Below are 20,048 nucleotides of genomic sequence, written 5' to 3' on the forward strand. Positions count from 1 at the left end.
CAATGAGGCACTATTAAGAGTTACTCCTTCTCTTTCTTACTTTTGCTCTCTTTTTTACCACCAGGCTTACGCTCTTTACTTTTTGGAACACCACTGCCATGGGCATCATTCCAGTGCTTATCATCTAGGTTTTTCTCTGCTTTCTCATGAGCCTTATCATCATGCTCAGGTTCAGCGGCATAAGTGGCGGTACTGAAAAGTAAGATTGAAATAAGTAGTATTAGCTTTGTATGTAACATCATTTAATCTCCATTTATTGATGATGGTGCGCGATTAGCACGTTTTTTTGGGGTAATTTCTTTAGGGAAAACAAGATAAAACGGAGCGGACTCATCATAAATAACGGTGGGCAGCTCCGAAGAGTAAAGGTCCTCTTCCTGTGTTGATTCTTGCTTGATGATCTCTTCTAAAAGCTCAATTTCTTCACTTCTAATTTGATATACCTTTGCTACATCTTCATCTGAATATCCGAGCAAGTTCATCTTCTCTTTCACCAGAATCCAATCCAACGCCTCTTTAGTACTCCTTGGTTTAGCCGCTCCCTCCCAAGGTAGTGTCTGCTCAACTTGAATATAAGACTCAGTACGATAAAAACCTCCAGAAATCGTACCAATAAAAAGTGAAATAGAGACAGCAAGCATGCTAATGCCTAAAAACCTAGCGCCATACTTGTTAGCATTATTTATATTCAGCACATATTGAGTACCCAATAAAGTACCAATAAAACCAAAAATGCTGGTTAAGAACAGCCCGATAACAGGGGTATTCGATGCCCCTAAGAGAAAACCTATAAACAGTGAAAAAAACGTAAATCCAAGATATAGACTCATAACGCTCCCTGTACAATCGATTACGCTCAAAACTGACACTCATTCAAATCAATATATCGAAAAATAGCGCTTTTCCGATTAAAAGCGCCACAAATCAATATATTCTCAGATAACATAACAGAACAAATAATAACCACAAGTCTAAACAATTGAGTCTTGTTACTCTCAGTTCACTGAACCGAAGCAAAGAACAACCTAAGCCTATTTATCTCGACTACAGTCTGGTTATACTCTGCGCGTGTGTTAACCTCTTTACTCATTGGTTAACTGATTATTTCATTTACTCTTTATGACACGTATATCGGTTTATTTTAACTCTAAGGTCGTTTCATTATGGTAGATGCAAAAAAGCACCGATTACCTTCGCTCAATATTCTACGAGTATTTGAATCTGCAGCACGACACCTTAGCTTTAAAAAAGCAGCAGAAGAGCTGTTCATTACTCCTCCAGCTGTAAGTCACCAAATTAGAACCCTTGAACAACAGCTAGATGTGTTGTTATTCAAACGCTTAAATCGTTCGTTGACACTGACCAACGACGGACAGGTCTATTTTTATAAAGTCCAACAGTCGCTCCAACAACTGCAAAGTGCAACCGACGAACTGATTGCCAACAAGGAGAAATTCACCTTTGTGATCAACAGTGTCCCTATGGTCATCAGTGCTTTACTCGCTCCCTTTATCCATGAATTTCAGGAACACCACCCAGATATCAGCATTCAAATGGACTCGGCACCAAATATGATGGACTTTGCGATAAAAGATCTCGATGTCGCGATTAGACGCACTAAAGGTGAAGAGCCTCATCTCATCTACGTACCCATTTTTAAAGTAGAGATAACCCCAATCTGTCGACATGATTATTTCGCTATCAACCCTAGTGTTAATCCTGACACATTAGAAAACAGCCGGCTCATTCGGCTCACAGCAGATAAACATAACTGGCCTCACTGGCTCAATGAGTGGGATCTTGACACCCCGTCGGGCAATGAGCTCATACTCAGTAGTTTTCGCTCTGCCATTGAATCTGTTCGCTCTGGCGCAGGGATAGGTATGGGCTACAAACCTATGATTAACCATTTATTGCAGGAGGGAGAGATCATCACCCCTTTCCCAAATAAAATTTCATCTTACAGTGAGGCCTATTTAGTTTATCGCAAACAAGATAAAAACAGAGCGATCATCCAGGCATTTGAAATCTGGCTAAGAGCAATAATCAAGAGATTGGGTTGGTCTGAATAAGAGCAAAGAATTGATTGAATTAACCTAAGCCCTAGTAACATAAATAAGAGGTCATCATTTCATTTCAAACAAATAACCTTCCCTACCTAGCTTTCAGATAAGAATAACTTACCTGAGAGTATGGCTATTTGCATTTGACCCTTCTGGTCACTCCTTTTAACCTTATTTAATCCATTTTACTTCGAGCACGATTAACCGAAAGTAATACTGATCAGTTTAGTTTCAAAACTCAAAATACACTCTCCAAAACATCTTTATAGGAATAGATGGGATAAATGCTGCCGACTAGAAATAGGTGACCTTATTTATCTGAATAAATTAATAATAAAGGAATAAATAATGAAACAGATCCAGCCTCAATTAACACCACTGCTTATCACTACATTATTAAGCACAAGTATGCTGCTAGGTTGTGGCAATGGAGATAATGAAGCCCCAACACCGACAGATAGAAGCAATACCCCTCCCATTGTATCAATTACGGGGGAGAATACGGTTGTTGAGGGGCAAGCATTAACTCTTACCGCCAATGCATCGGATGCAGATGGCAGCATTAGTAGCATCAAATGGTCCACATCATCAGCAGATATCACCCTAATCGATGATCAAGCCGCCAGCGTTAGATTTATCGCACCAGCGGTAGACAGTGATAGCGAGCTAACACTTGATGTACAAGTTACTGACAACGATGGAGCCACCACAACTGAAAGCATAACCATTACCGTAACCCGCATAACCTCCAGCGTCACGATCAGCGGTCTAGTTACTGATGATATTATCAGTAATGCCACTGTCGAAGTGTTAGTCGCCGATAAGGTCTTTACGACAACAGCTAACTCCCAAGGTCAATACTCAGTTGCAGTCACACTCGATGGTATTGAGCAAAATGATCATTTAGTGCAGATAAGAGCAACCGGTGATGCCGAGATAAATCCCGAGGTTGAATTTGTCTCACAACTTGGATCTTTAAATCGCTTAATCGAGCAAGCTGGGAGTGACAACACCTTAGTAAAGAATGAGAGCTTAGGCGTAAACGTGACTAACGTATCGACATCAGAGTTTGTATTACTCAGTCGTGATGGAGAGCTACCCGCAACTAATGATGCCCTTGATACCGCTAAATTAGCCATAGATCAAAATGAGAAACTCACCCTATCTGCATTGATCAAAATCGTTGTAGATGGTGAGGGAGATAATGCCTTTAGCTTGCCAGAAGGTGTTGATTCAACCCTTGATTTAATTGATGATGCGCTCACTGTTGATGCCTTTATCGACACAGTTAATCAGCATGATGACAGCTTAATCGCAGACACCATACGAACCATATCAAATGATGAAGATCTTGTGGCGCCACTAGCTATTGTTGGCTCTTGGATCTTTGAAGGCTCACATGATCTGGTGATCAATTTCTCCAAGTCAGGTTTTTATACCCATATGGAAGTGTCATCAGATGACTGCGGACAAGATGGCTTTGAAGTAGGAAACTACACTTGGAGCCCCGATACTGGCGTCATGAGCATAACCACGATTGAAGATACTAATGGCTGTATTGGTATGCATGATGAAGAGCCGCTTAATCAAGAGGTCGTTCAAAGTGGCATATTTACTGTTAATGGCAATAGCATGACAGTGACAGAAGAGCATGACGGCGAAACCCTTACGTTTACCTTAACACGCTTAATAAGTGCTACTAACCCTCTAGTCGGTGGCTATTTTAATCCGACCAGCACTGGTTATCAAATATTAGCCATTTTTGAGGATAACCACTTCTTAGATCTCGGCCACTCCCAAAACCGATATGGGTTAAATGCTGGTACTTACCTGTGGGATAGCAGCACAAACTTACTCAATTACACAGACGTAGCACTTAACCAACAAAACGTACAGTACAGTGAAACTGTGGTTGCCGTTCACGGTGATATTGTTATTTGGAAAGATGATGAAGATGCAGGTGTGATGCGTAGAACACGAACAACGAGTCAACAACCTAAGTTAAACTTCGATGATCTGGCAGGTCACACCTTTACAGGTATCGATAATGAGTCCGGTTGGCAGCATGATATAACCTTTAATAACGACAATACCGCCCAAGAGATCAGCAACGATGGTATTGTCGACTTTAATTGGCAACTCAGATTTGGGCAGTTATACATTAATGAAGATGGCTGGACGTTAGTGGGATCGCCTACCGATATCTCGGCAGGAACCCTTAAGTTCGACATCTACGATTTCGAACTCGATGCCAATGATAACGGTACAGAAGCAGGCTTTTATACTATGTCATCAGAAACATGGACTAAAAAATAGCCTAGCTTTTCTACAGTAGAGTGAAGTTAACCAACAAGATAAAGTAACCCTGTTGGTTAACTACTCGATGTTCCATAATACTCTCTCGTTTCCTTGACTGTAATAGTACCAGTATCCCATAGCTCTACTGACAGCTTTGTATCAGTAGATATTCATTAAAGCTCGAGTAAAACTAGAAAGTATAATCAAGCTTCATTCGAAGGCTGGCTAGACAGATGGTAACCAAACCCTTACACAAAGCCCCATATCATCGCGATTATGTAGGCTGATCCGTCCATCGTGGGCTTCAATAATTTCACGGCAAAGAGGCAGGCCAAGTCCTGTACCAGACTGCTTAGTAGAGTAGAAAGGCAGTAGAGCTTGTTTAAGCACATCGGCAGGCATTCCGCTGCCCTCATCTTTTACCTCAATCACAGTCCCACTCATCACTCGTCCTTCACTATCCAGAGCGCGATTATTGGCATTATGTGGGGATGATGCTTCAATGCTTAGACTCACTCCCGCTATTTTTGAACCTGATTCATGGGCATTTTTCAGCAGATTCAGTAGCACCTGTTCCATTTGAATAAGATCAAACTCACCATCCTCTTCAGGCAGTTCACCAAGCAGAGTAAACTGGTAGTGCTGGCCTAACTGATCCACCAGCTTACGCCAATTAACCCGCTCCTTTTTAGGTAGGGGAAGTTTAGCAAAGCGGGCATAATTAAAGATAAACTGGCTGAGGTGACTCGTCCTGTCCTCAATCGTATCGAATATCATCTTAAGCTTAGGATCCTTGAGCTCTTTGGTGATCATACGCCCGGAATTGACCATAGAGGCGATAGGGGCCACAGAGTTATTCAGCTCATGACTGATTATCCGTATCACCTTTTTCCAAACAGCCACCTCTTGTCTATTCAGCTCATGAGTCATCTGCCTTAGCAGTACCAGATGATGATACTGACCATTTAGCAAAAATTGTCCTCGAGAAAGGTGCCAAGTCTCATCCTCATCTTGCCCTTCAACAGAGAGAGTAAACAGCCCGCCTTTGGGCTTGCTGAGTGCCGATGCCAGTTCATCACTGACCCTGTCCATCAACTCCTGCAACAGGAAGCCATTAATATGGTTTCCTTGATGTAATAGATGTCTCGCAGCATCGTTGGCGTAGATTACTCGCTGATCATCATCGAGCAGTAACATCACATTTGGCGAACTCTGGATCACTTTATCCAGCAACAGTTCACGCTGATAGATGTACTGCCGCTCCTGCCTTAGGGTTTCTGCAGACTCATTAAATAGCTCAATCAGAGCCTGTAGCTGAGGATCTCCACTAGCTGGAATCGTGACACTAAAATCGTTATCTTTAAAATTAAGCAAACCCACCTCAAGAGCATTAAGGCTAGTGGCGAGAGTACGAGTGGCATAATAACTAATAACCCAAGCGCACAGGCCTGCAAGCATAAATATCATGATAAAAGAGAACATTGAGGCGGCGATAAAGGTTTGTGGCTGCGTCATCTTAAACATGACAAGTAATGACAAACCGGTACCGACTTGGGAGGCTAATACAGCCCCCAGAATCAGTTTAATGCGAAGCGAGAGTAACGATAGCAGTGCCATAAACAGATATACCTTTAAAATTCGATCATTTATCGATACCAAACTTTTCCATTCTGCGATAAAGGGCCTGTCTACTCAAACCTAATGATTTAGCCACTCTGGCAATAACGCCACCGTGTTGAATCAATGCCGCTTCGATCTCACTCTTCTCGATCTGAGTTTTATCTGTTACTGGCTTATTTAGGTCAAGTGGATCTGTTTCTGAGGCTTCGACAGGACTCACTATATCGGGCTGGTTCTGCTCTTGAACAGAACTAGCTCCTCCCTCCTGTAGATGACCCGCGCTCACTAAACCAAAATCTGACGATGTTAAACTCGCACTGCTCGCCAAGATCACAGCACGCTTACAGGCATTTTCCAGCTCACGCACATTTCCCGGCCAAGGGTGTGCGACTAATGATTCTTGCGCTTGCTTATTCAGGGAAAACTCCCCACCAATAAAGTGCTCTACTAGAGGCAGTATGTCGTCCTGACGTTGATTGAGCGGTGCTAAGGCAAGCTCAATCACGTTAAGTCGATAGAAGAGATCTTCTCGAAAATGTCCCAGTTTAATATCTTCTGCAAGATCAGAATTAGTCGCACTCAGTACCCTAACATTCACTTTTTTCGTTTGGTGACTCCCAAGGCGCTCAAACTCACCAGTTTGTAACACCCGCAGCAGTTTTATCTGACCCGACAAGGGCAGATTACCTATCTCATCCAGAAACAAAGTCCCACCATCGGCCGCCTCGAAACGACCGATACGTGTCTTGTTAGCACCTGTAAAGGCTCCAGCCTCTGCACCAAACAGCTCAGCTTCTAATAGATCGATCGGCAGAGCACCGACGTTAACCTTGATAAAAGGCTTAGTTTTGAGCGATGAGTTGGCGTGTATGATATCGGCAAGCTTATCTTTACCCGCACCATTGGGGCCAGTGATCAGCACTGATACATCGGAGCGAGCAATCTGCAGCGCCAGATCCACGCTGCGCTGCATGGCACCACTGCCAAAGACGATGCCACAGAGATCAGCACCTTTAATCGCTGACATACGATCATTCTCAACCCGAGTCAGTTGAGTATTGGCTTTAGATAACGCATGCAATGAGATCAGATTATTGATACTGGTGACTAACTTGGTGTCATCCCAAGGTTTGCCCATGTAATCTGCTGCTCCCTCTTTAACTAACTCAACAGCTATCTCAAGTTGAGTCCAGGCCGTCAGCAATACGATAGGTAGCTCAGGCTGCTGCTCTCTCAGTGCATAAAACAGGGCCTTTCCCTCTTCACCAGAGGTAGTATCTTGGGTGAAATTCATATCCTGAACCACTAAGGCGATATCGTGTAATCGAATGAGCTCAAGGGCAATTTCTGGAGAGAGACAAGTAAGGGTATTAAAGCCGTTCAGCTCTAACATAAGCGACAGTGCGTTACACACTGCCTGGTTGTCATCGACGATGAGAATCGTATCCATGCTTGGTTATAGTTCTTATATTGTTGAATATCGAAGTATTAGATCCATCAAAGTAACTGAAAGTGAAAGAGAATTAAAGACCAATACTTACAAGCCTCTTTCACTCACGGTTGACGCTCACTAATAACTAAACGCTGCGTGTTGCTATCGCTGGAGATATCTTGGCCGCTTTTCTAGCTGGCAGAATCACAGCTACCGTCGTCAACACCACTAAACCTACAACGGTAGCGATAGGGTAGATAAGCTCAAGCTGAGGTAAGCTGTAAACACTCATTAGCTGCCTTCCTAACTGCACAGCAACCAGCGCACCTATAACCCCACCAGTTAGACAAATAATGTAGTTCTCGACTAGGAAGAAGCTAACAATATCACGCTTCTTCGCCCCTAAAGCGCGGCGCGTGCCTATCTGTTTAGTACGACGTTCAATATTAAACATCACCATGCCCGCTAAGCCCAGAGAGGTGATAAGCAATAATAGAATCACCATCATAGAGAGCACTGTCGCCATCAACTCATGATCACGATAGACACGCTTTCTGTGCTCAGTGATCATAGTAAAACCATCAATCACTCGATTCTTATTCTCTTTGTGTAGAGCCGCTATAATCTGTGGCTTAAGCTCTGTCATCAAGCCCGGTTCTGCACGAACAAGGAAACGGTTAAATGAGGTAAGCCCGAGCTCAACATTCAAAATAATCGCATTATCTAAGTGGCTGCTATTCACCCAAGCCCCTTGTAAGGTTTTAACCACCCCGATCACCTTAAGTGCTTGCTCTCCATAACCGCCAGCATAGATGGTCTGACCCACAGCAGGCTCATCCCCCCAAGTTACAGTAGCAAAAGCTTGACTAACAATTGCAAGGTTGGCGGTATTAGGATGGCCAGACTCAATCTCAGATTGATAGAAGTTACGACCAGCAATCATCTCAACCCCTAAGGTTTCCACCATCTGCTCATCACCATAATAGATCGCAGCCTGCGGTGCATCTTTCGCGGTCTCTTCACTCTGACCATAGGTGAAAGTTGATGACCAGCCACCACCGCTCAGTGGTGTCATACTGCTGGTGGTTGAAGCTTTAACTCCAGCTAAGCCACGAATAATATCCATATCTCGACTGTTTTGAGCCGTATAGTCGACCCCCTCTTCGAAGTTATAGACGGTGAAGTCAAAAACTTCATCTTCTACTAAGCCTGACTCACGACTCATCAACTGCACCCGCTCATTGATAATAAAGCTGGCATTGGCAACGATGGCCACTGATAAAATAATCTGTAGCAGTAACAGTAGCGGACCGCTTTTGTTATGTCGTAGCGTGCTGATAATCGGTTTGATCTGCAACATAGTTCTTTTCCTTAAACTCTTTTGTCTACTGACTCTTCAGGTGAACACTAGGATTCGTAGAGCAGATCCGCCAAGCTGGATAAAGCCCTGCAATCAATGCACTCGCAATAGCTACACCAGGAGCTAACACCCACATACTCATTCCAAGTTGAGTTAATGCCTCCTCAAGTTTGAAGTGCGCTGACAAAATCGATAGCGATCCCCAAGCCCAGAGCAAACCAATCACACCACCAAAGAACCCAATCACTCCCACCTCTACCATATGCTGAGCAAATATTTGTGCTCTGCTAGCACCAATAGCGCGGCGAACCCCGACCTCTGGAGCACGTTTAAGGAACTTGGCCAACAATAGGCCTAACATATTGACTAAACAGACAATTAAGAACAGTACGCTTAGACCCACCAATACCTTATTATCTTCAGGGACAACATTGTTCACCTTAAGCCAAGTGGCCACATCAGAGAGATCTGCTTTAGCTTCTGGCATCTCAAAACGGCCAATCAATTTTTGCTGCTCGATATAGTTGCTAAGCCAGAGCCGATACTCTTTTACCTGCTCAGGGGTATTAAGTTCGACCCAATACTGGTTCCAGTGAGTTTCTGAAGCAAGTCTGTCGGCGTAGGTCACAATATCTTCACGCTTCCAACTTTGGTTATTACCCCAACTCTCAAACTCCTCGATAGGCGCTAGAGAAAAGGGAACGAACATCCGCTCTGCATCATTAAAAGCACCGTTGTTAACGTCATAGTATTTAGGGCTTGGGTTCCAGTACTTGATCACACCTACAATCTGATAGGGCTTCTGGTTAAGATAGATAGTGCGGCCAACACTGTTTTCACCGCCAAATACCTCTTTGTTCAGATCTTCTCGGATCACCACTTGATAGGCAGGATCGATATCGACCTGCTTACCCCAACTGTTACCGTAAAGAAACTCCACAGAGAACAGACCGAAGAAATCACTGTCTGCCACACGTGCGCCCTCTAGGATAGGCACGAAATTGTCATCGTCAGTTTGGACCGCCATCCCAGTTCGAAACATAGGGCTTTGACGAGTAGCAATACTGCTTTTTCGTAGATTAAAACTATCTTGATAGGTGATCTGTGGGTTGATTTCATCCCAAGAGTCGAGCCCTTGGCTCATCAAGCGCACCTCATAGAGCTGGCTTGAACGCTCACCCGCTGGATTAATGTTGGCCATCTGATAGATATTCAGGCTGGTGATAGTAATGCCAATACCGATAGAGATCGCCAGTACCATCAACAGGGACAATAGCGGCGTTTTTTTAATACTGCGCCAAGCTAAATCGAGATAATAGAAAAACATAGCCTCTCTCCTTATCCTGCAACTTGTTCAGTTTGAGCCTGCTGCCCATCACTAGGCGACTCTGTATCAGAGACTAGATGGGGCTTCTCAGCACCACCTTGATACATGGTAAAATCACACACCTGACCATCGACAATCTGGATGTTTCGCTGCGCGCGACGAGCCAGTTCAGGGTCGTGAGTTACCATAATAATCGTGGTTCCCGCCTTATTGATCTCCTCAAGCAGCTCCATCACCTGACGTGCCATCATGCTGTCTAAGTTACCCGTTGGCTCATCGGCCAATAGAAATCTTGGCTCTCCCGCCAGCGCACGTGCAATGGCCACACGCTGCTGCTGACCACCGGAAAGCTGTGACGGCAAATGCTTCATTCGTGCAGCCAATCCAACCTGCTCCAGTGCATGTTGCACACGACGTTTACGCTCGGCGGCATTAAAACCGCGGTAGCGCAGTGGCACCTCAACATTCTCAGCAAGGTTTAGATCTGGAATTAAGTTAAAACCCTGAAAGATGAAACCTATCTTCTCGTTTCGAATCGCCGCACTCTTGTTATCACTCAAGTTAGAGATATTCACGCCATCAAGAAAGTAATCACCATGAGTAAAGCCCTCGAGCAGACCAGCAATATTAAGGAAGGTCGTTTTGCCTGAGCCCGATGGCCCAGTGACAGCCACAAACTCCCCCTCTTTCACCTCTAAATTAAAATCTCGCAGCGCATGGGTCTCAACTAAATCCGTTTTAAATACTTTACTGATACTCTTCATCGATAACATTTTAATATTCCCTGTTTTTATTCGTTCTAAAAGTCAGCTTATAACCGCCCACTTCTGATTCGTTTTCTATCACTTTGGCTTACCGAAAAATGAACTCAACCAAAGCCTTCACCAACTTCCAAATTATCTCGCGTAAATGCTCTAACCCACCAACAGCATCGCTACCCACATTGGAGAGTTCATGGACGGACACATTCATCGGTGCCGTGACCTCCAATACATTCAAACCAAACACAAACCAATCTTCGACGCTCTGAGTTGAAACCTGCACCGCAACCAACAAGATCAGCAATGCACTCACTGTGATCACTTTTTGTGGGCTAAGTCTTCTCTCTTGAGTAAGTTGCATCTCAATTTTTTGCTCTAATCTATTCATCTTGCTCTCCTTAGCGAACCAAGACTTGCTGAGCTTGCTTGAAGGGCTGAACGCTTGAGATGACCCATACATCACCTGCCTTGCCCCCCTGTAGCACCTCGATATGACTCATGCTGCGAGCCCCCAATTGGATCTCTGTCTGCTCAGCGATATCGCCATTCATGGTGTACACCTCTCGCCCACCACCGGTTGATACAAATGCCCCACGCTTCACCATCAAGACGTTGGGTCTGTTTTCAAGTAATACTCGTGCTGATAATCTTTGATTTTGACGAAGGTGCAAACGGTCATCTTGCTCAAAACGGACACGGGCAGTAACCTCACGATTTCTTACCTCAGGAGAGATAGAGGAGAGCTCCCCCATCAAGGTCAGTTCACCAAATTTCAACTCAACATCCATGCCTAGACCAAGTTCATCGGCGTAGGATTCTGGTACCGCTAACTCAGCTTCAAAAGCACTTAAATCCACCACAGTTAAGATAGGTTGGCTCTGACCAATACGCGCTTTCTGCTCTGTTAACCAGTTACCGATGATTCCGCCAACTGGCGCTTTAATATTCAGTGCTGCAACTTGACGCTCAAGCTCACTCACCACTAGCTTCTGACGGTTAACCTCTGAAGCCTTATTTTTAATCTCAAAAGCTAAGGTATCACGAGTCAACTCAGCTTCTTGCTGTGCATGGGCCGATAGTAGCTTAGCCTTATGCAGATCATCTTTACCCTTCTCGAAATCGATCTTTGAGATAAGTTTATTCTCAATTAACTCATCACCACGACGACTCTCTCTGTCTGCGGCCTCAAGGTCGACCTTAGCCATATCCAGTGTCTGTTGCGCTTTTAACTGCTCTCGACGAGCGTCAAGACGGGCGCGCTCCAATGAGCTCTGCATCCCCTCAAGCAAGGCTTCCTGCTGCTTAAGACTATTCGTTAACTGATGGCTTTCGATAGTGGCCACCACATCCCCGAGCTCAACTTTGTCACCGGGTTTTGCCAGTAACGTCACCGTACCTTGATCTGTGCTGTAGAGGATTGGTGCATTAGCTGCAACAATTTTACCTGTGGTGGCAATATCTCGAGTTAGAGTCCCCTGCTCTAAGGTCGCAAACCTTAAGTCACTACGACTAATCGACTCACTGACATTACTGCCACCAACACTTGACCAAACCAGACCTGAAACCAAAAGTGCTGCGGCAGTTGCAATTAAAGGCCATTTAAGTCTGCTAGCTTTGCTTGCCTGTACCACAGTGTCCTGTCCGCTCGTATCCTGAATCATCTTCCTGTCCTGTCCGTTTGGTAAGTGTTTATCGCTCATCTAACTTGATTAATACAAGGTATGTGCCAAAAGCAACTTAACATTAAAAATCAACAAGATAAGCAAAACAAAAGGATAAGAGATTAAGAAAGTGTCCGCGGACAGATAGAGAATGTGTCCGATCTTCTACTCATATCAGTAGAAAGTGTCCGATCTATTCTCATATGGGAAAATAAAGTGTCCGCAGGCCAAAAACTTGGGCGGACACACTAGAGATTTCACGTTATGAAGCTGTGACTTTAAAGAGGGGAAGAACTATCTAAAAATGTGGCTCAGCGCATCGCTCAAGATAAAGCTAGGCTTGGGCTTGACTCCCTAGGTAGTTTTGACTCAGCTTACCGATATAGAGCCCAGTGATCATCGCGAGCATAAATAACCCTAGGCTGATATCTAAGCTGCCGAGATTCACCAGCGCAGGTCCCGGACAGATCCCTGCTATTCCCCAACCTAAGCCGAAGATCCCAGCGCCAAATATCAACTGACCATCAGGCTTTTTCACCTCAGGCAGGTGATACTGACTATCACAGACAGGCCCTGAACTAATCGCAGAGTTTGCGCTGGTTCTAGATTTAACCCTTGGCTTAACATAGAGATGAAACACTGATATATAAACCGATAGTGCACCAGCCATCACAAACATTAGCGAGGGATCCCAGCTGCCATCGAGCAGACCCTTAAGATCGAGAAAACCGATAACCTTTGTTGGTTCTGCCATACCAGAGAGCAACAAACCTGCACCAAACAGCAATCCTGAAAGAGATGCAATCCACTTATTATTCATTTTTTACTCCAAAAACGGCAAGAGTGATTAATATCATTTGATACTAATGGATTAAAACAGCAGCAAGCATGCCAGTTAGCATAAATACTCCAGTCGCAATCACTGAGCGAAGAGATAACCTGCCGATGCCACAGATCCCATGACCACTAGTACAGCCAGAGCCTATGTTGCTGCCAAGTCCCACCAGCAAGCCCCCTATGATTAACAAGGGAGTGGAAACCTGATTAAATTGAGGTTGATTATGTGATGATGAGCCTGAAAGCAACGCATAAACAAAGCCCGCTGAGACTAAGCCAAACAGAAAAAACCACTGCCAAGCTAAGCCAGTTTCTTTATCACTACCAGCCCTCTCCTTGGGCAAGAGAGCCGAAGATAAAATGCCACTGATCCCTGCAATTCGACCATTGAAGAACATCAAACCAATAGCGGCTAGACCAATTAAACTCCCACCTAAAAACGACATTAATAGGCTCATGCAGTCACCGCCTGATAGGTCTTAAACCCACCGCTTAAGTTTCTGGCCTTAAAACCATGACTAACCAACATTCGATAAGCTACATGCCCTCGTAATCCCACCTGACAGAAAACCAGTACTTCCCTATCTCGGGGCAGCTCATTGAGCCTCTCCCTAAGTTGATCCAGTGGAATGTTTACCGCTCCCGCTATTGAACCCGCTTTAAGCAACTCGCCAGGATTTCTAACATCGAGTAAGATCTGGCTGTCATCACGAGCATCAATATCTGCGCTGTGACATAAGCATGTCTCGCCTTTCAATCTATTAGTGGCGACAAAGCCAGCCTGATTAAGCAGATCCTTAGCCGAGCCATAGGGCGGTGCGTAGGTCAGCTCCATATCTTGCAGATCATAAACAGTTAATCCCGCTCTTATGGCCACAGCCAACACATCGATTCGCTTATCAACGCCATCACGTCCCAAGGCCTGAGCCCCTAAAATTTTGCCGTTATCTGTATTAAACAAAAGCTTTAATGAGATAGGGTGCGCACCAGGGAAGTAGCTCGCATGACTGGCGCCATGCAGATAGACTTTATCGAAAGGTATCTCTGTTTTAGCGAGGCGCTTTTCACTCAGGCCTGTACTGGCAATCGCTAAGTCAAACACTCGACAGATAGCCGTTCCTTGGGTCTTTTTATAGCTATCATGACCACCGAAGATATTGTTTGCAGCGATACGACCTTGCCTGTTTGCCGGCCCTGCCAGTGGCACTAGGCACTTTTCACCTGTTAATAGATCAAACTCCTCGACCGCATCTCCCACCGCATAGATATCGGCATCACTGGTTCGCATCATTTCGTCAACAATGATCCCCCCCAGCTCACCGATGGCCAGCCCAGCATCTACTGCTAAACGGGTCTCAGGTTTGACGCCAATAGCGCAGATTAATAGCTCTGTATCAAGAGACTCACCATTGCTTAAGAAGAGGCTCAATCCAGAGCTTGTCTGTTCGACACTAGCAAGGCCAGTATTAAGTCGCAGATCTATCCCTTTCGCTAGAATCTCACTGTGGAGCATATTCGCCATCTCTACATCCACAGGCGCCATCACCTGATTCGAGAGCTCCAGCATGGTCACCTCAATATTAAGAGCATGAAAAGACTCCATCATCTCAAGGCCGATAAAGCCGCCCCCTACAACCGTGACATGGCCAGGCCTGCTTTGTTTAACACTGGCTAAGATCCTATCCATATCGGGGATATTGCGTAGCGAGAAAGTAAGCGGTGTATTTAAACCTGGGATTGGTGGCGTGATTGGCTCAGCTCCTGGAGATAAAAGTAGTGCATCGTAGCTTTCACTGTACTGCTCACCGGTAATGAGGTTCTTCACCAATAGGGTTTTGGCGACTTTATCGATGGCAATCACCTCCTGCTGTACGCGCACATCGACATTAAAGCGGGACTTGAAGCTAGCAGGCGTTTGCAGAATAAGCGAACTGCGCTCAGGGATCTCACCACTGATATGATAAGGAAGACCACAATTAGCAAAAGAGACAAATTCACCACGTTCAAACATGATGATCTCGGCCTCCTCATTCAAACGCCTTGCACGAGCCGCTGCCGATGCACCACCAGCTACACCACCAATAATCAGTAACTTCTTCATCTTCAACCTCAAGCTTTTAGAATATGGATGCAGTCTATTATATTTTTAAGTCCATTAGAATTTTTTTTATTAAAAAAATCTAATGTAACAGTTGTAACATAAGAAAAACTAAAAGATTCATATTGTAGAGTGGAGATAAAGCCTGAATAATTAGCCTAGAACAGACTCATAAGTCGTAAAAAAATATAGGGAGCGCTTGTTCAAAGTAGAAGTGCACCAAAAAGTGAAGAAAGATATATACCTTAGCTCGCAGCTAGAGTTTCGACACTCGACACTCGAAATTCGAAACTCTTAGCCTTTAACCTCTAACTAGAACGCCTGACAGAAGATAGTGAAGGAGGAGATAATGGCAACAAACCAGCTTAAAGAGCGCAATGTGCCTTTGTCGATAAGGTATAACACTTGATAGGCGATGCGAGCTAGCACATGCACGATAGCAAAGATCACAGCGGTATCGTTAACACTGTTTGTCGCGATCACGGTCACGACCGCGAGTCCAAAAGTCAATAAAGATTCAAATGCATTTTGATGACCAGCCACAGCCCGAGCACCAAAACCTGTTAACTTTGCCTGTTGATCTCTCGGGTGAGCATTATCATAGCCACCGGCTTTTGCCATCGCGACAGCTACGGGGCCTTTCGCTAGATAGGGCAACAACATAGCAATAAACAGACAAATAAGTAGGGTGGTCATAGGGTAGAGATCCTTTATTAGTTAAAAACAGGTGCGAGTTAAAGATAAAGCTAAGAAAGTTACTAGTATCATAACTAGCAACTTATTTTCTCGCTTTATCTAAAGCTTCACAAAGCGCATTAACCCCTAATAGTGCCCTAGGCGCTGCCCTATGTAAAAGATCGGCATTAAGCTGGTAGATATGTTGCTGTTTTACCGCAGGGATCTCCTGCCACTTGCTCCAATCAACACCTAGCACATTGCCCTCATCTTGGCTCTGAAGGATCACTTGTGGCATCTTAAGCAGTACACTCTCAAGACTCACCTGAGGGTAATCACTGGCAGCATCAATATAGACATTATCACCATGACAAACATCGATGATCTGTTGGATCCAGCTGTTTTTAGCCACTGTCATCAAGGGGGTAGACCAGAGTTGATAGAAGACTTTTACCTTCTGCTTAGCTAAATTGTCCTTGCGTAACTTAGCCAGCTGAGCAAGGTACTCATCACCAACCCTACCAGCTTGCGCCCTATTTCCGGTCAACTCCCCCAAGGCCTTAAGCTCGTCGGCGACCGCCTCTAGTGTCTTAGGGTCGCTATTAAATACCTTAAACCCTAAGCTCTTAATCCGCTCAATATCTTCTGCTTTATTGCCACTGCCCCACACCAGAACCAGATCAGGGTTAAGCTCAATCACACGTTCAATTTGGACCCCGTGATAGCCGCCAATACGTGGGATATCAAGTGCAGCTTCAGGAAAGTCAGCATGATCTGTGGTGGCTACAATCGTCTCACCCGCCCCTATGGCATAGAGCATCTCCACCGAATGAGGTGATAAAGCAATCACACGTTTCGCAGGCGCAGCCACCACTATGGATATAGGCAGAAAAACAATCAACAACAGCATCTTATCTATTAACTTCATCACACTCTCTTTTTAAATTAATCCACTTTTATCGCTAAAAACCATGCCAACTACAACAGATATCACAGAGCGAGGATATCAGTCACTCGCCATATTGACAGTAAAAACAAACAGCAGTAATATTTATCAATCAAGGACAAAGTAAGTTATTAGTAATCAATAACTTGAAACGCTTCAATCCTTACCTTGCAGATGTGGTGGAATTGGTAGACACGCTAGCTTCAGGTGCTAGTGCCCGCAAGGGCGTGGGAGTTCAAGTCTCCCCATCTGTACCAAACTTCTCAGTCTTGTTTCCAAGTAAAGCCTATACTTTTATCCCCCCCAGAACATACACACTTCGCACCCAAAAGCCGCTGAAGGCTCATGTGATGGGGTGAGCCAGCATAGACAATACGTCACAGTTATGGCTGCGAAGAAATGCAATTTCAAACTGATCGGGATGAGGGGTAAGCCGTCAAGTTTTTCCAGACTATGAGCATATGCACCTTTTACCCTAAAGCCGCTGAAGGCTCATGTGATGGGTGAGTCAGCGTAGACAATAACGCCACAACAAAGAAAGCGAAGAAAGTAAATGGTGTCATGAAGAAGCGAAGTACAAGGCGCCCCACAGCGAACAACGATGACATACCTTTAGGTAGGCGAGTTGTGAGCGAGGACGCAACGCAGTAATTCGCTTCTGCAATAACCATTTTCAGTAGTCGAAGCCGGGCTGGGCTTTGATTCCGGCTTCAAACGCATGTTTGATCGGCTGCACCTCACTCACGGTATCCGCTAGCTCGACAATGGCTCGATGACACGCTCTCCCCGTCACTATCACATGCTGCATCTTAGGCCTGTTTTTTAACGCTTCAACTACCCGCTCAACATCTAGGTAGTGATAACTTATCATGTAGGTAAGCTCATCGAGCATCAGGCAATCAATAGTCTCATCTTTGAGTAACTTCTCTGCCGCAGCCCAGGCACTTTCCGCGGCTTGAGTGTCCTTTTCTCTGTCTTGGGTCTCCCAGGTAAAACCTGTGCCCATCACATGAAAATCAACACCCGCCCCCTCAAGTAGAGTACGCTCACCACAGTCCCAATTTCCCTTGATAAACTGAACAACGACGGCTTTCTTACCATGGCCGACAGAGCGAGCTATGGTACCAAAACCTGAAGTGGATTTACCCTTACCATTACCCGTTAACACGAGCAGTATGCCCTTCTCCTCTTGAGCGGCAGCAATTTTGGCATCCACTGTCTCTTTGACTCTCTGCTGCCTCTCTTTATGGCGCTGAGCTTTTCGCTCCTCCTGAGTCATCTCACTCTTATCTGTCATGTTCGACGCTCCGTTATTTTCTGTCATGATATTTCCATCAATTAGTTAATTGCTCAGGCAAAATTCAGCGATAAAGCTGGTAGCTTCACGATCTCAAAATCTCTTCTATCTTCTCTATATCTAAACTTTTCTCTAGCTGATCGGCAAACCGGTTGAGTTGCTCCTCACGGATGGCATCGATATCCACCACTTGGGCATGATCCAATCCCGCCCATTTGAGGATAAGAGTGCAAGCCTGAGGCGAATCAAATACGCCATGAAGATAGGTGCCTAAAATTTGGTTGTCTTTAGAGAGCATGCCATCACTAAACTTTTCAGCTTCATTCTCAACGGTGAGACTAAACGGAGAGTTTTGGCTCAGCTCAGGATTTAATATTTGAGACTCACCACAATGGATCTCGTAGCCTTTCACTGCAGCCTGCTCCCCTAACAAAGAGAGCTCGCCAGTGACCTGTCTTAATACCTTGTCTGGCTTAAGCTCTGTTACGAGTGAGAGGTAACCTAACCCTTCTGTATCACCCACCTCACCTTCAACCCCACTAGGGTCGTCAATCACCAAGCCTAACATCTGATATCCGCCACAGATCCCCATCACCTTACCGCCATACCTAAGGTGTTTAGCTAGGGCGATATCCCAGCCCTGCTCACGCATAAAATCCAGATCAGCCCGAACATTTTTACTGCCCGGCAGTATGATCAGATCGGCTTGAGGAAGTTCACCAGAAGTCAATGGAAATTGAGACTGAGTCTGCACTGAGACATAGTTAAACTTAATCTGCGGGTGCAACCTAAGGGGATCAAAATCGGTGTGATTACTGATGCGAGGAAACACTAAAACAAGGACATTAAGCTTGCTGTTTTGGGATTTAATGGGCGATACAACCAAGGCATCTTCAGCGTCCAGGTGCAGATCATGTAAATAGGGCAACACACCTAACACAGGTTTATTGGTATAGGACTCTAGCCAATCGAGTCCGGATTGCAGCAGCGCAATATCGCCACGAAAACGGTTAATCACAAACCCTTTCACCCTAGCCTGCTCAGACTTAGAAAGCAGCGCTAAAGTGCCAACCAGATGAGCGAAAACACCACCTTTGTCGATATCGGCTATGATGATCACAGGGCAATCTACCGCTTCGGCAAAGCCCATATTAGCAATATCACCTTCACGCAGATTAACCTCAGCAGGGCTACCTGCCCCCTCTACAAACAAAGTGTCATAACGCTCAGATAGACGCTTAAAGGAGTCGAGTACTGCCGACATCGCCTTGACCCGATACCCTCCTTTCTCCTTTACTCGCTCGCCATCTTGACCAAAAAAAGTCTTAGCTTCCATCTGTTCAAGGGCTCTACCTTGCACAATCACTTGAGCGCCCGTATCTGAACTTGGCTTAAGCAAAATTGGGTTAAAATCTGTGTGCAGAGGTAAACCACAGGCTATCGCTTGCAGCGCTTGGGCACGTCCTATCTCACCACCATCGGCAGTGACCGCACTATTAAGCGCCATATTTTGTGGCTTAAAGGGAGCAACGTTAACACCGCGACGGGCAAACAAACGGCACAAACCTGCGACTAAGGTGCTTTTTCCGGCATCAGAAGTGGTGCCCTGTACCATAAGTACTTGAGCTGGAACTGCTGTATCTGATACAAGTTTATTTTTGGGGCTCATCTAT

The 20,048-nt window shown here is 45.1% G+C and carries 18 protein-coding genes and 1 tRNA gene; 3 read left to right on the top strand and 16 right to left on the bottom strand.

Annotated elements, in window-relative coordinates; all coding sequences use genetic code 11:
* Nucleotides 1-20: 20 nt before the first annotated feature.
* Both K0625_RS02490 and K0625_RS02495 read right to left on the bottom strand, forming a co-directional pair.
* Entirely contained in the window at nucleotides 21-242 is a 222-nt protein-coding gene (locus K0625_RS02490; protein WP_220108222.1) for a hypothetical protein, read from the bottom strand.
* Nucleotides 243-830, bottom strand: coding sequence for a hypothetical protein (locus tag K0625_RS02495; RefSeq protein ID WP_220108223.1), 588 nt, complete (start codon nucleotides 828-830; stop codon nucleotides 243-245). It lies immediately after the preceding gene.
* A 333-nt stretch (nucleotides 831-1,163) separates the two neighbouring features.
* Here K0625_RS02495 and K0625_RS02500 point away from each other — a divergent pair, with 333 nt between their 5' ends.
* Together K0625_RS02500 and K0625_RS02505 are read left to right on the top strand one after the other, a co-directional pair.
* Nucleotides 1,164-2,072, top strand: coding sequence for a LysR substrate-binding domain-containing protein (locus K0625_RS02500; RefSeq protein ID WP_220108224.1), 909 nt, complete (start codon nucleotides 1,164-1,166; stop codon nucleotides 2,070-2,072).
* A gap of 339 nt (nucleotides 2,073-2,411) precedes the next feature.
* The gene (locus K0625_RS02505; protein WP_220108225.1) at nucleotides 2,412-4,379 is read left to right on the top strand and encodes a PKD domain-containing protein; all 1,968 of its coding nucleotides are present in this window, start codon (nucleotides 2,412-2,414) and stop codon (nucleotides 4,377-4,379) included.
* Between the two features lie 207 nt (nucleotides 4,380-4,586).
* Here the strand turns inward: K0625_RS02505 and K0625_RS02510 are convergent, their stop codons facing one another.
* The 12 genes from K0625_RS02510 to K0625_RS02565 form a co-directional block, all read right to left on the bottom strand.
* Nucleotides 4,587-5,978, bottom strand: a complete 1,392-nt coding sequence (locus K0625_RS02510; RefSeq protein WP_220108226.1) for a sensor histidine kinase — start codon at nucleotides 5,976-5,978, stop codon at nucleotides 4,587-4,589.
* 25 nt (nucleotides 5,979-6,003) lie between these two features.
* Nucleotides 6,004-7,431 (bottom strand): sigma-54-dependent transcriptional regulator, encoded by a 1,428-nt coding sequence (locus K0625_RS02515; protein ID WP_220108227.1) that lies wholly within the window; start codon nucleotides 7,429-7,431, stop codon nucleotides 6,004-6,006.
* Nucleotides 7,432-7,558: 127 nt separating this feature from the next.
* On the bottom strand, nucleotides 7,559-8,773 hold the full coding sequence (locus K0625_RS02520; protein ID WP_220108228.1) for an ABC transporter permease: 1,215 nt from the start codon (nucleotides 8,771-8,773) through the stop codon (nucleotides 7,559-7,561).
* 25 nt (nucleotides 8,774-8,798) lie between these two features.
* A complete protein-coding gene (locus tag K0625_RS02525) occupies nucleotides 8,799-10,100 on the bottom strand; it encodes an ABC transporter permease (protein ID WP_220108229.1) in 1,302 nt (433 codons plus the stop codon).
* 11 nt (nucleotides 10,101-10,111) lie between these two features.
* Nucleotides 10,112-10,873, bottom strand: a complete 762-nt coding sequence (locus K0625_RS02530; RefSeq protein WP_220108230.1) for an ABC transporter ATP-binding protein — start codon at nucleotides 10,871-10,873, stop codon at nucleotides 10,112-10,114.
* 79 nt (nucleotides 10,874-10,952) lie between these two features.
* Nucleotides 10,953-11,249, bottom strand: a complete 297-nt coding sequence (locus K0625_RS02535; RefSeq protein ID WP_220108231.1) for a hypothetical protein — start codon at nucleotides 11,247-11,249, stop codon at nucleotides 10,953-10,955.
* A 10-nt stretch (nucleotides 11,250-11,259) separates the two neighbouring features.
* Nucleotides 11,260-12,522, bottom strand: coding sequence for an efflux RND transporter periplasmic adaptor subunit (locus tag K0625_RS02540; RefSeq protein ID WP_220108232.1), 1,263 nt, complete (start codon nucleotides 12,520-12,522; stop codon nucleotides 11,260-11,262).
* Between the two features lie 334 nt (nucleotides 12,523-12,856).
* Nucleotides 12,857-13,342, bottom strand: coding sequence for a DUF6691 family protein (locus tag K0625_RS02545; protein ID WP_220108233.1), 486 nt, complete (start codon nucleotides 13,340-13,342; stop codon nucleotides 12,857-12,859).
* A 43-nt stretch (nucleotides 13,343-13,385) separates the two neighbouring features.
* A complete protein-coding gene (locus K0625_RS02550) occupies nucleotides 13,386-13,817 on the bottom strand; it encodes a YeeE/YedE family protein (protein WP_220108234.1) in 432 nt (143 codons plus the stop codon).
* Complete coding sequence (locus K0625_RS02555) at nucleotides 13,814-15,460, bottom strand: FAD-dependent oxidoreductase (protein ID WP_220108235.1); 1,647 nt, start codon at nucleotides 15,458-15,460, stop codon at nucleotides 13,814-13,816. Before K0625_RS02555 ends, K0625_RS02550 begins: the two co-directional genes overlap by 4 nt.
* A 309-nt stretch (nucleotides 15,461-15,769) precedes the next feature.
* Entirely contained in the window at nucleotides 15,770-16,153 is a 384-nt protein-coding gene (locus K0625_RS02560) for an MAPEG family protein (RefSeq protein WP_220108236.1), read from the bottom strand.
* Between the two features lie 82 nt (nucleotides 16,154-16,235).
* Complete coding sequence (locus tag K0625_RS02565; protein WP_220108237.1) at nucleotides 16,236-17,060, bottom strand: cobalamin-binding protein; 825 nt, start codon at nucleotides 17,058-17,060, stop codon at nucleotides 16,236-16,238.
* A gap of 188 nt (nucleotides 17,061-17,248) precedes the next feature.
* Between K0625_RS02565 and K0625_RS02570 the strand changes: the two genes are divergently transcribed.
* Nucleotides 17,249-17,335: transfer RNA gene (locus K0625_RS02570), tRNA-Leu, on the top strand.
* A 416-nt stretch (nucleotides 17,336-17,751) separates the two neighbouring features.
* Here K0625_RS02570 and cobO read toward each other — a convergent pair.
* Both cobO and K0625_RS02580 read right to left on the bottom strand, forming a co-directional pair.
* Nucleotides 17,752-18,402, bottom strand: coding sequence for a cob(I)yrinic acid a,c-diamide adenosyltransferase (gene cobO, locus K0625_RS02575; protein ID WP_438944483.1), 651 nt, complete (start codon nucleotides 18,400-18,402; stop codon nucleotides 17,752-17,754).
* Between the two features lie 58 nt (nucleotides 18,403-18,460).
* Complete coding sequence (locus tag K0625_RS02580) at nucleotides 18,461-20,044, bottom strand: cobyric acid synthase (RefSeq protein WP_220108238.1); 1,584 nt, start codon at nucleotides 20,042-20,044, stop codon at nucleotides 18,461-18,463.
* Nucleotides 20,045-20,048 lie beyond the last annotated feature (4 nt).

It is taken from the genome of Shewanella nanhaiensis (assembly GCF_019457885.1).
GTDB lineage: Bacteria > Pseudomonadota > Gammaproteobacteria > Enterobacterales > Shewanellaceae > Shewanella > Shewanella nanhaiensis.

Excerpts from the sequence above, each read along its gene's own strand:
- K0625_RS02535 (WP_220108231.1), bottom strand. The coding sequence starts at position 11,249 with ATGAATAGATTAGAGCAAAAAATTGAGATGCAACTTACTCAAGAGAGA.
- K0625_RS02505 (WP_220108225.1), top strand. The coding sequence starts at position 2,412 with ATGAAACAGATCCAGCCTCAATTAACACCACTGCTTATCACTACATTA.
- K0625_RS02580 (WP_220108238.1), bottom strand. The coding sequence starts at position 20,044 with ATGAGCCCCAAAAATAAACTTGTATCAGATACAGCAGTTCCAGCTCAA.
- K0625_RS02495 (WP_220108223.1), bottom strand. The coding sequence starts at position 830 with ATGAGTCTATATCTTGGATTTACGTTTTTTTCACTGTTTATAGGTTTT.
- cobO (WP_438944483.1), bottom strand. The coding sequence starts at position 18,402 with ATGACAGAAAATAACGGAGCGTCGAACATGACAGATAAGAGTGAGATG.
- K0625_RS02555 (WP_220108235.1), bottom strand. The coding sequence starts at position 15,460 with ATGAAGAAGTTACTGATTATTGGTGGTGTAGCTGGTGGTGCATCGGCA.
- K0625_RS02540 (WP_220108232.1), bottom strand. The coding sequence starts at position 12,522 with ATGATTCAGGATACGAGCGGACAGGACACTGTGGTACAGGCAAGCAAA.
- K0625_RS02490 (WP_220108222.1), bottom strand. The coding sequence starts at position 242 with ATGATGTTACATACAAAGCTAATACTACTTATTTCAATCTTACTTTTC.
- K0625_RS02515 (WP_220108227.1), bottom strand. The coding sequence starts at position 7,431 with ATGGATACGATTCTCATCGTCGATGACAACCAGGCAGTGTGTAACGCA.
- K0625_RS02500 (WP_220108224.1), top strand. The coding sequence starts at position 1,164 with ATGGTAGATGCAAAAAAGCACCGATTACCTTCGCTCAATATTCTACGA.
- K0625_RS02565 (WP_220108237.1), bottom strand. The coding sequence starts at position 17,060 with ATGAAGTTAATAGATAAGATGCTGTTGTTGATTGTTTTTCTGCCTATA.
- K0625_RS02520 (WP_220108228.1), bottom strand. The coding sequence starts at position 8,773 with ATGTTGCAGATCAAACCGATTATCAGCACGCTACGACATAACAAAAGC.
- K0625_RS02510 (WP_220108226.1), bottom strand. The coding sequence starts at position 5,978 with ATGGCACTGCTATCGTTACTCTCGCTTCGCATTAAACTGATTCTGGGG.
- K0625_RS02545 (WP_220108233.1), bottom strand. The coding sequence starts at position 13,342 with ATGAATAATAAGTGGATTGCATCTCTTTCAGGATTGCTGTTTGGTGCA.
- K0625_RS02525 (WP_220108229.1), bottom strand. The coding sequence starts at position 10,100 with ATGTTTTTCTATTATCTCGATTTAGCTTGGCGCAGTATTAAAAAAACG.
- K0625_RS02530 (WP_220108230.1), bottom strand. The coding sequence starts at position 10,873 with ATGTTATCGATGAAGAGTATCAGTAAAGTATTTAAAACGGATTTAGTT.
- K0625_RS02550 (WP_220108234.1), bottom strand. The coding sequence starts at position 13,817 with ATGAGCCTATTAATGTCGTTTTTAGGTGGGAGTTTAATTGGTCTAGCC.
- K0625_RS02560 (WP_220108236.1), bottom strand. The coding sequence starts at position 16,153 with ATGACCACCCTACTTATTTGTCTGTTTATTGCTATGTTGTTGCCCTAT.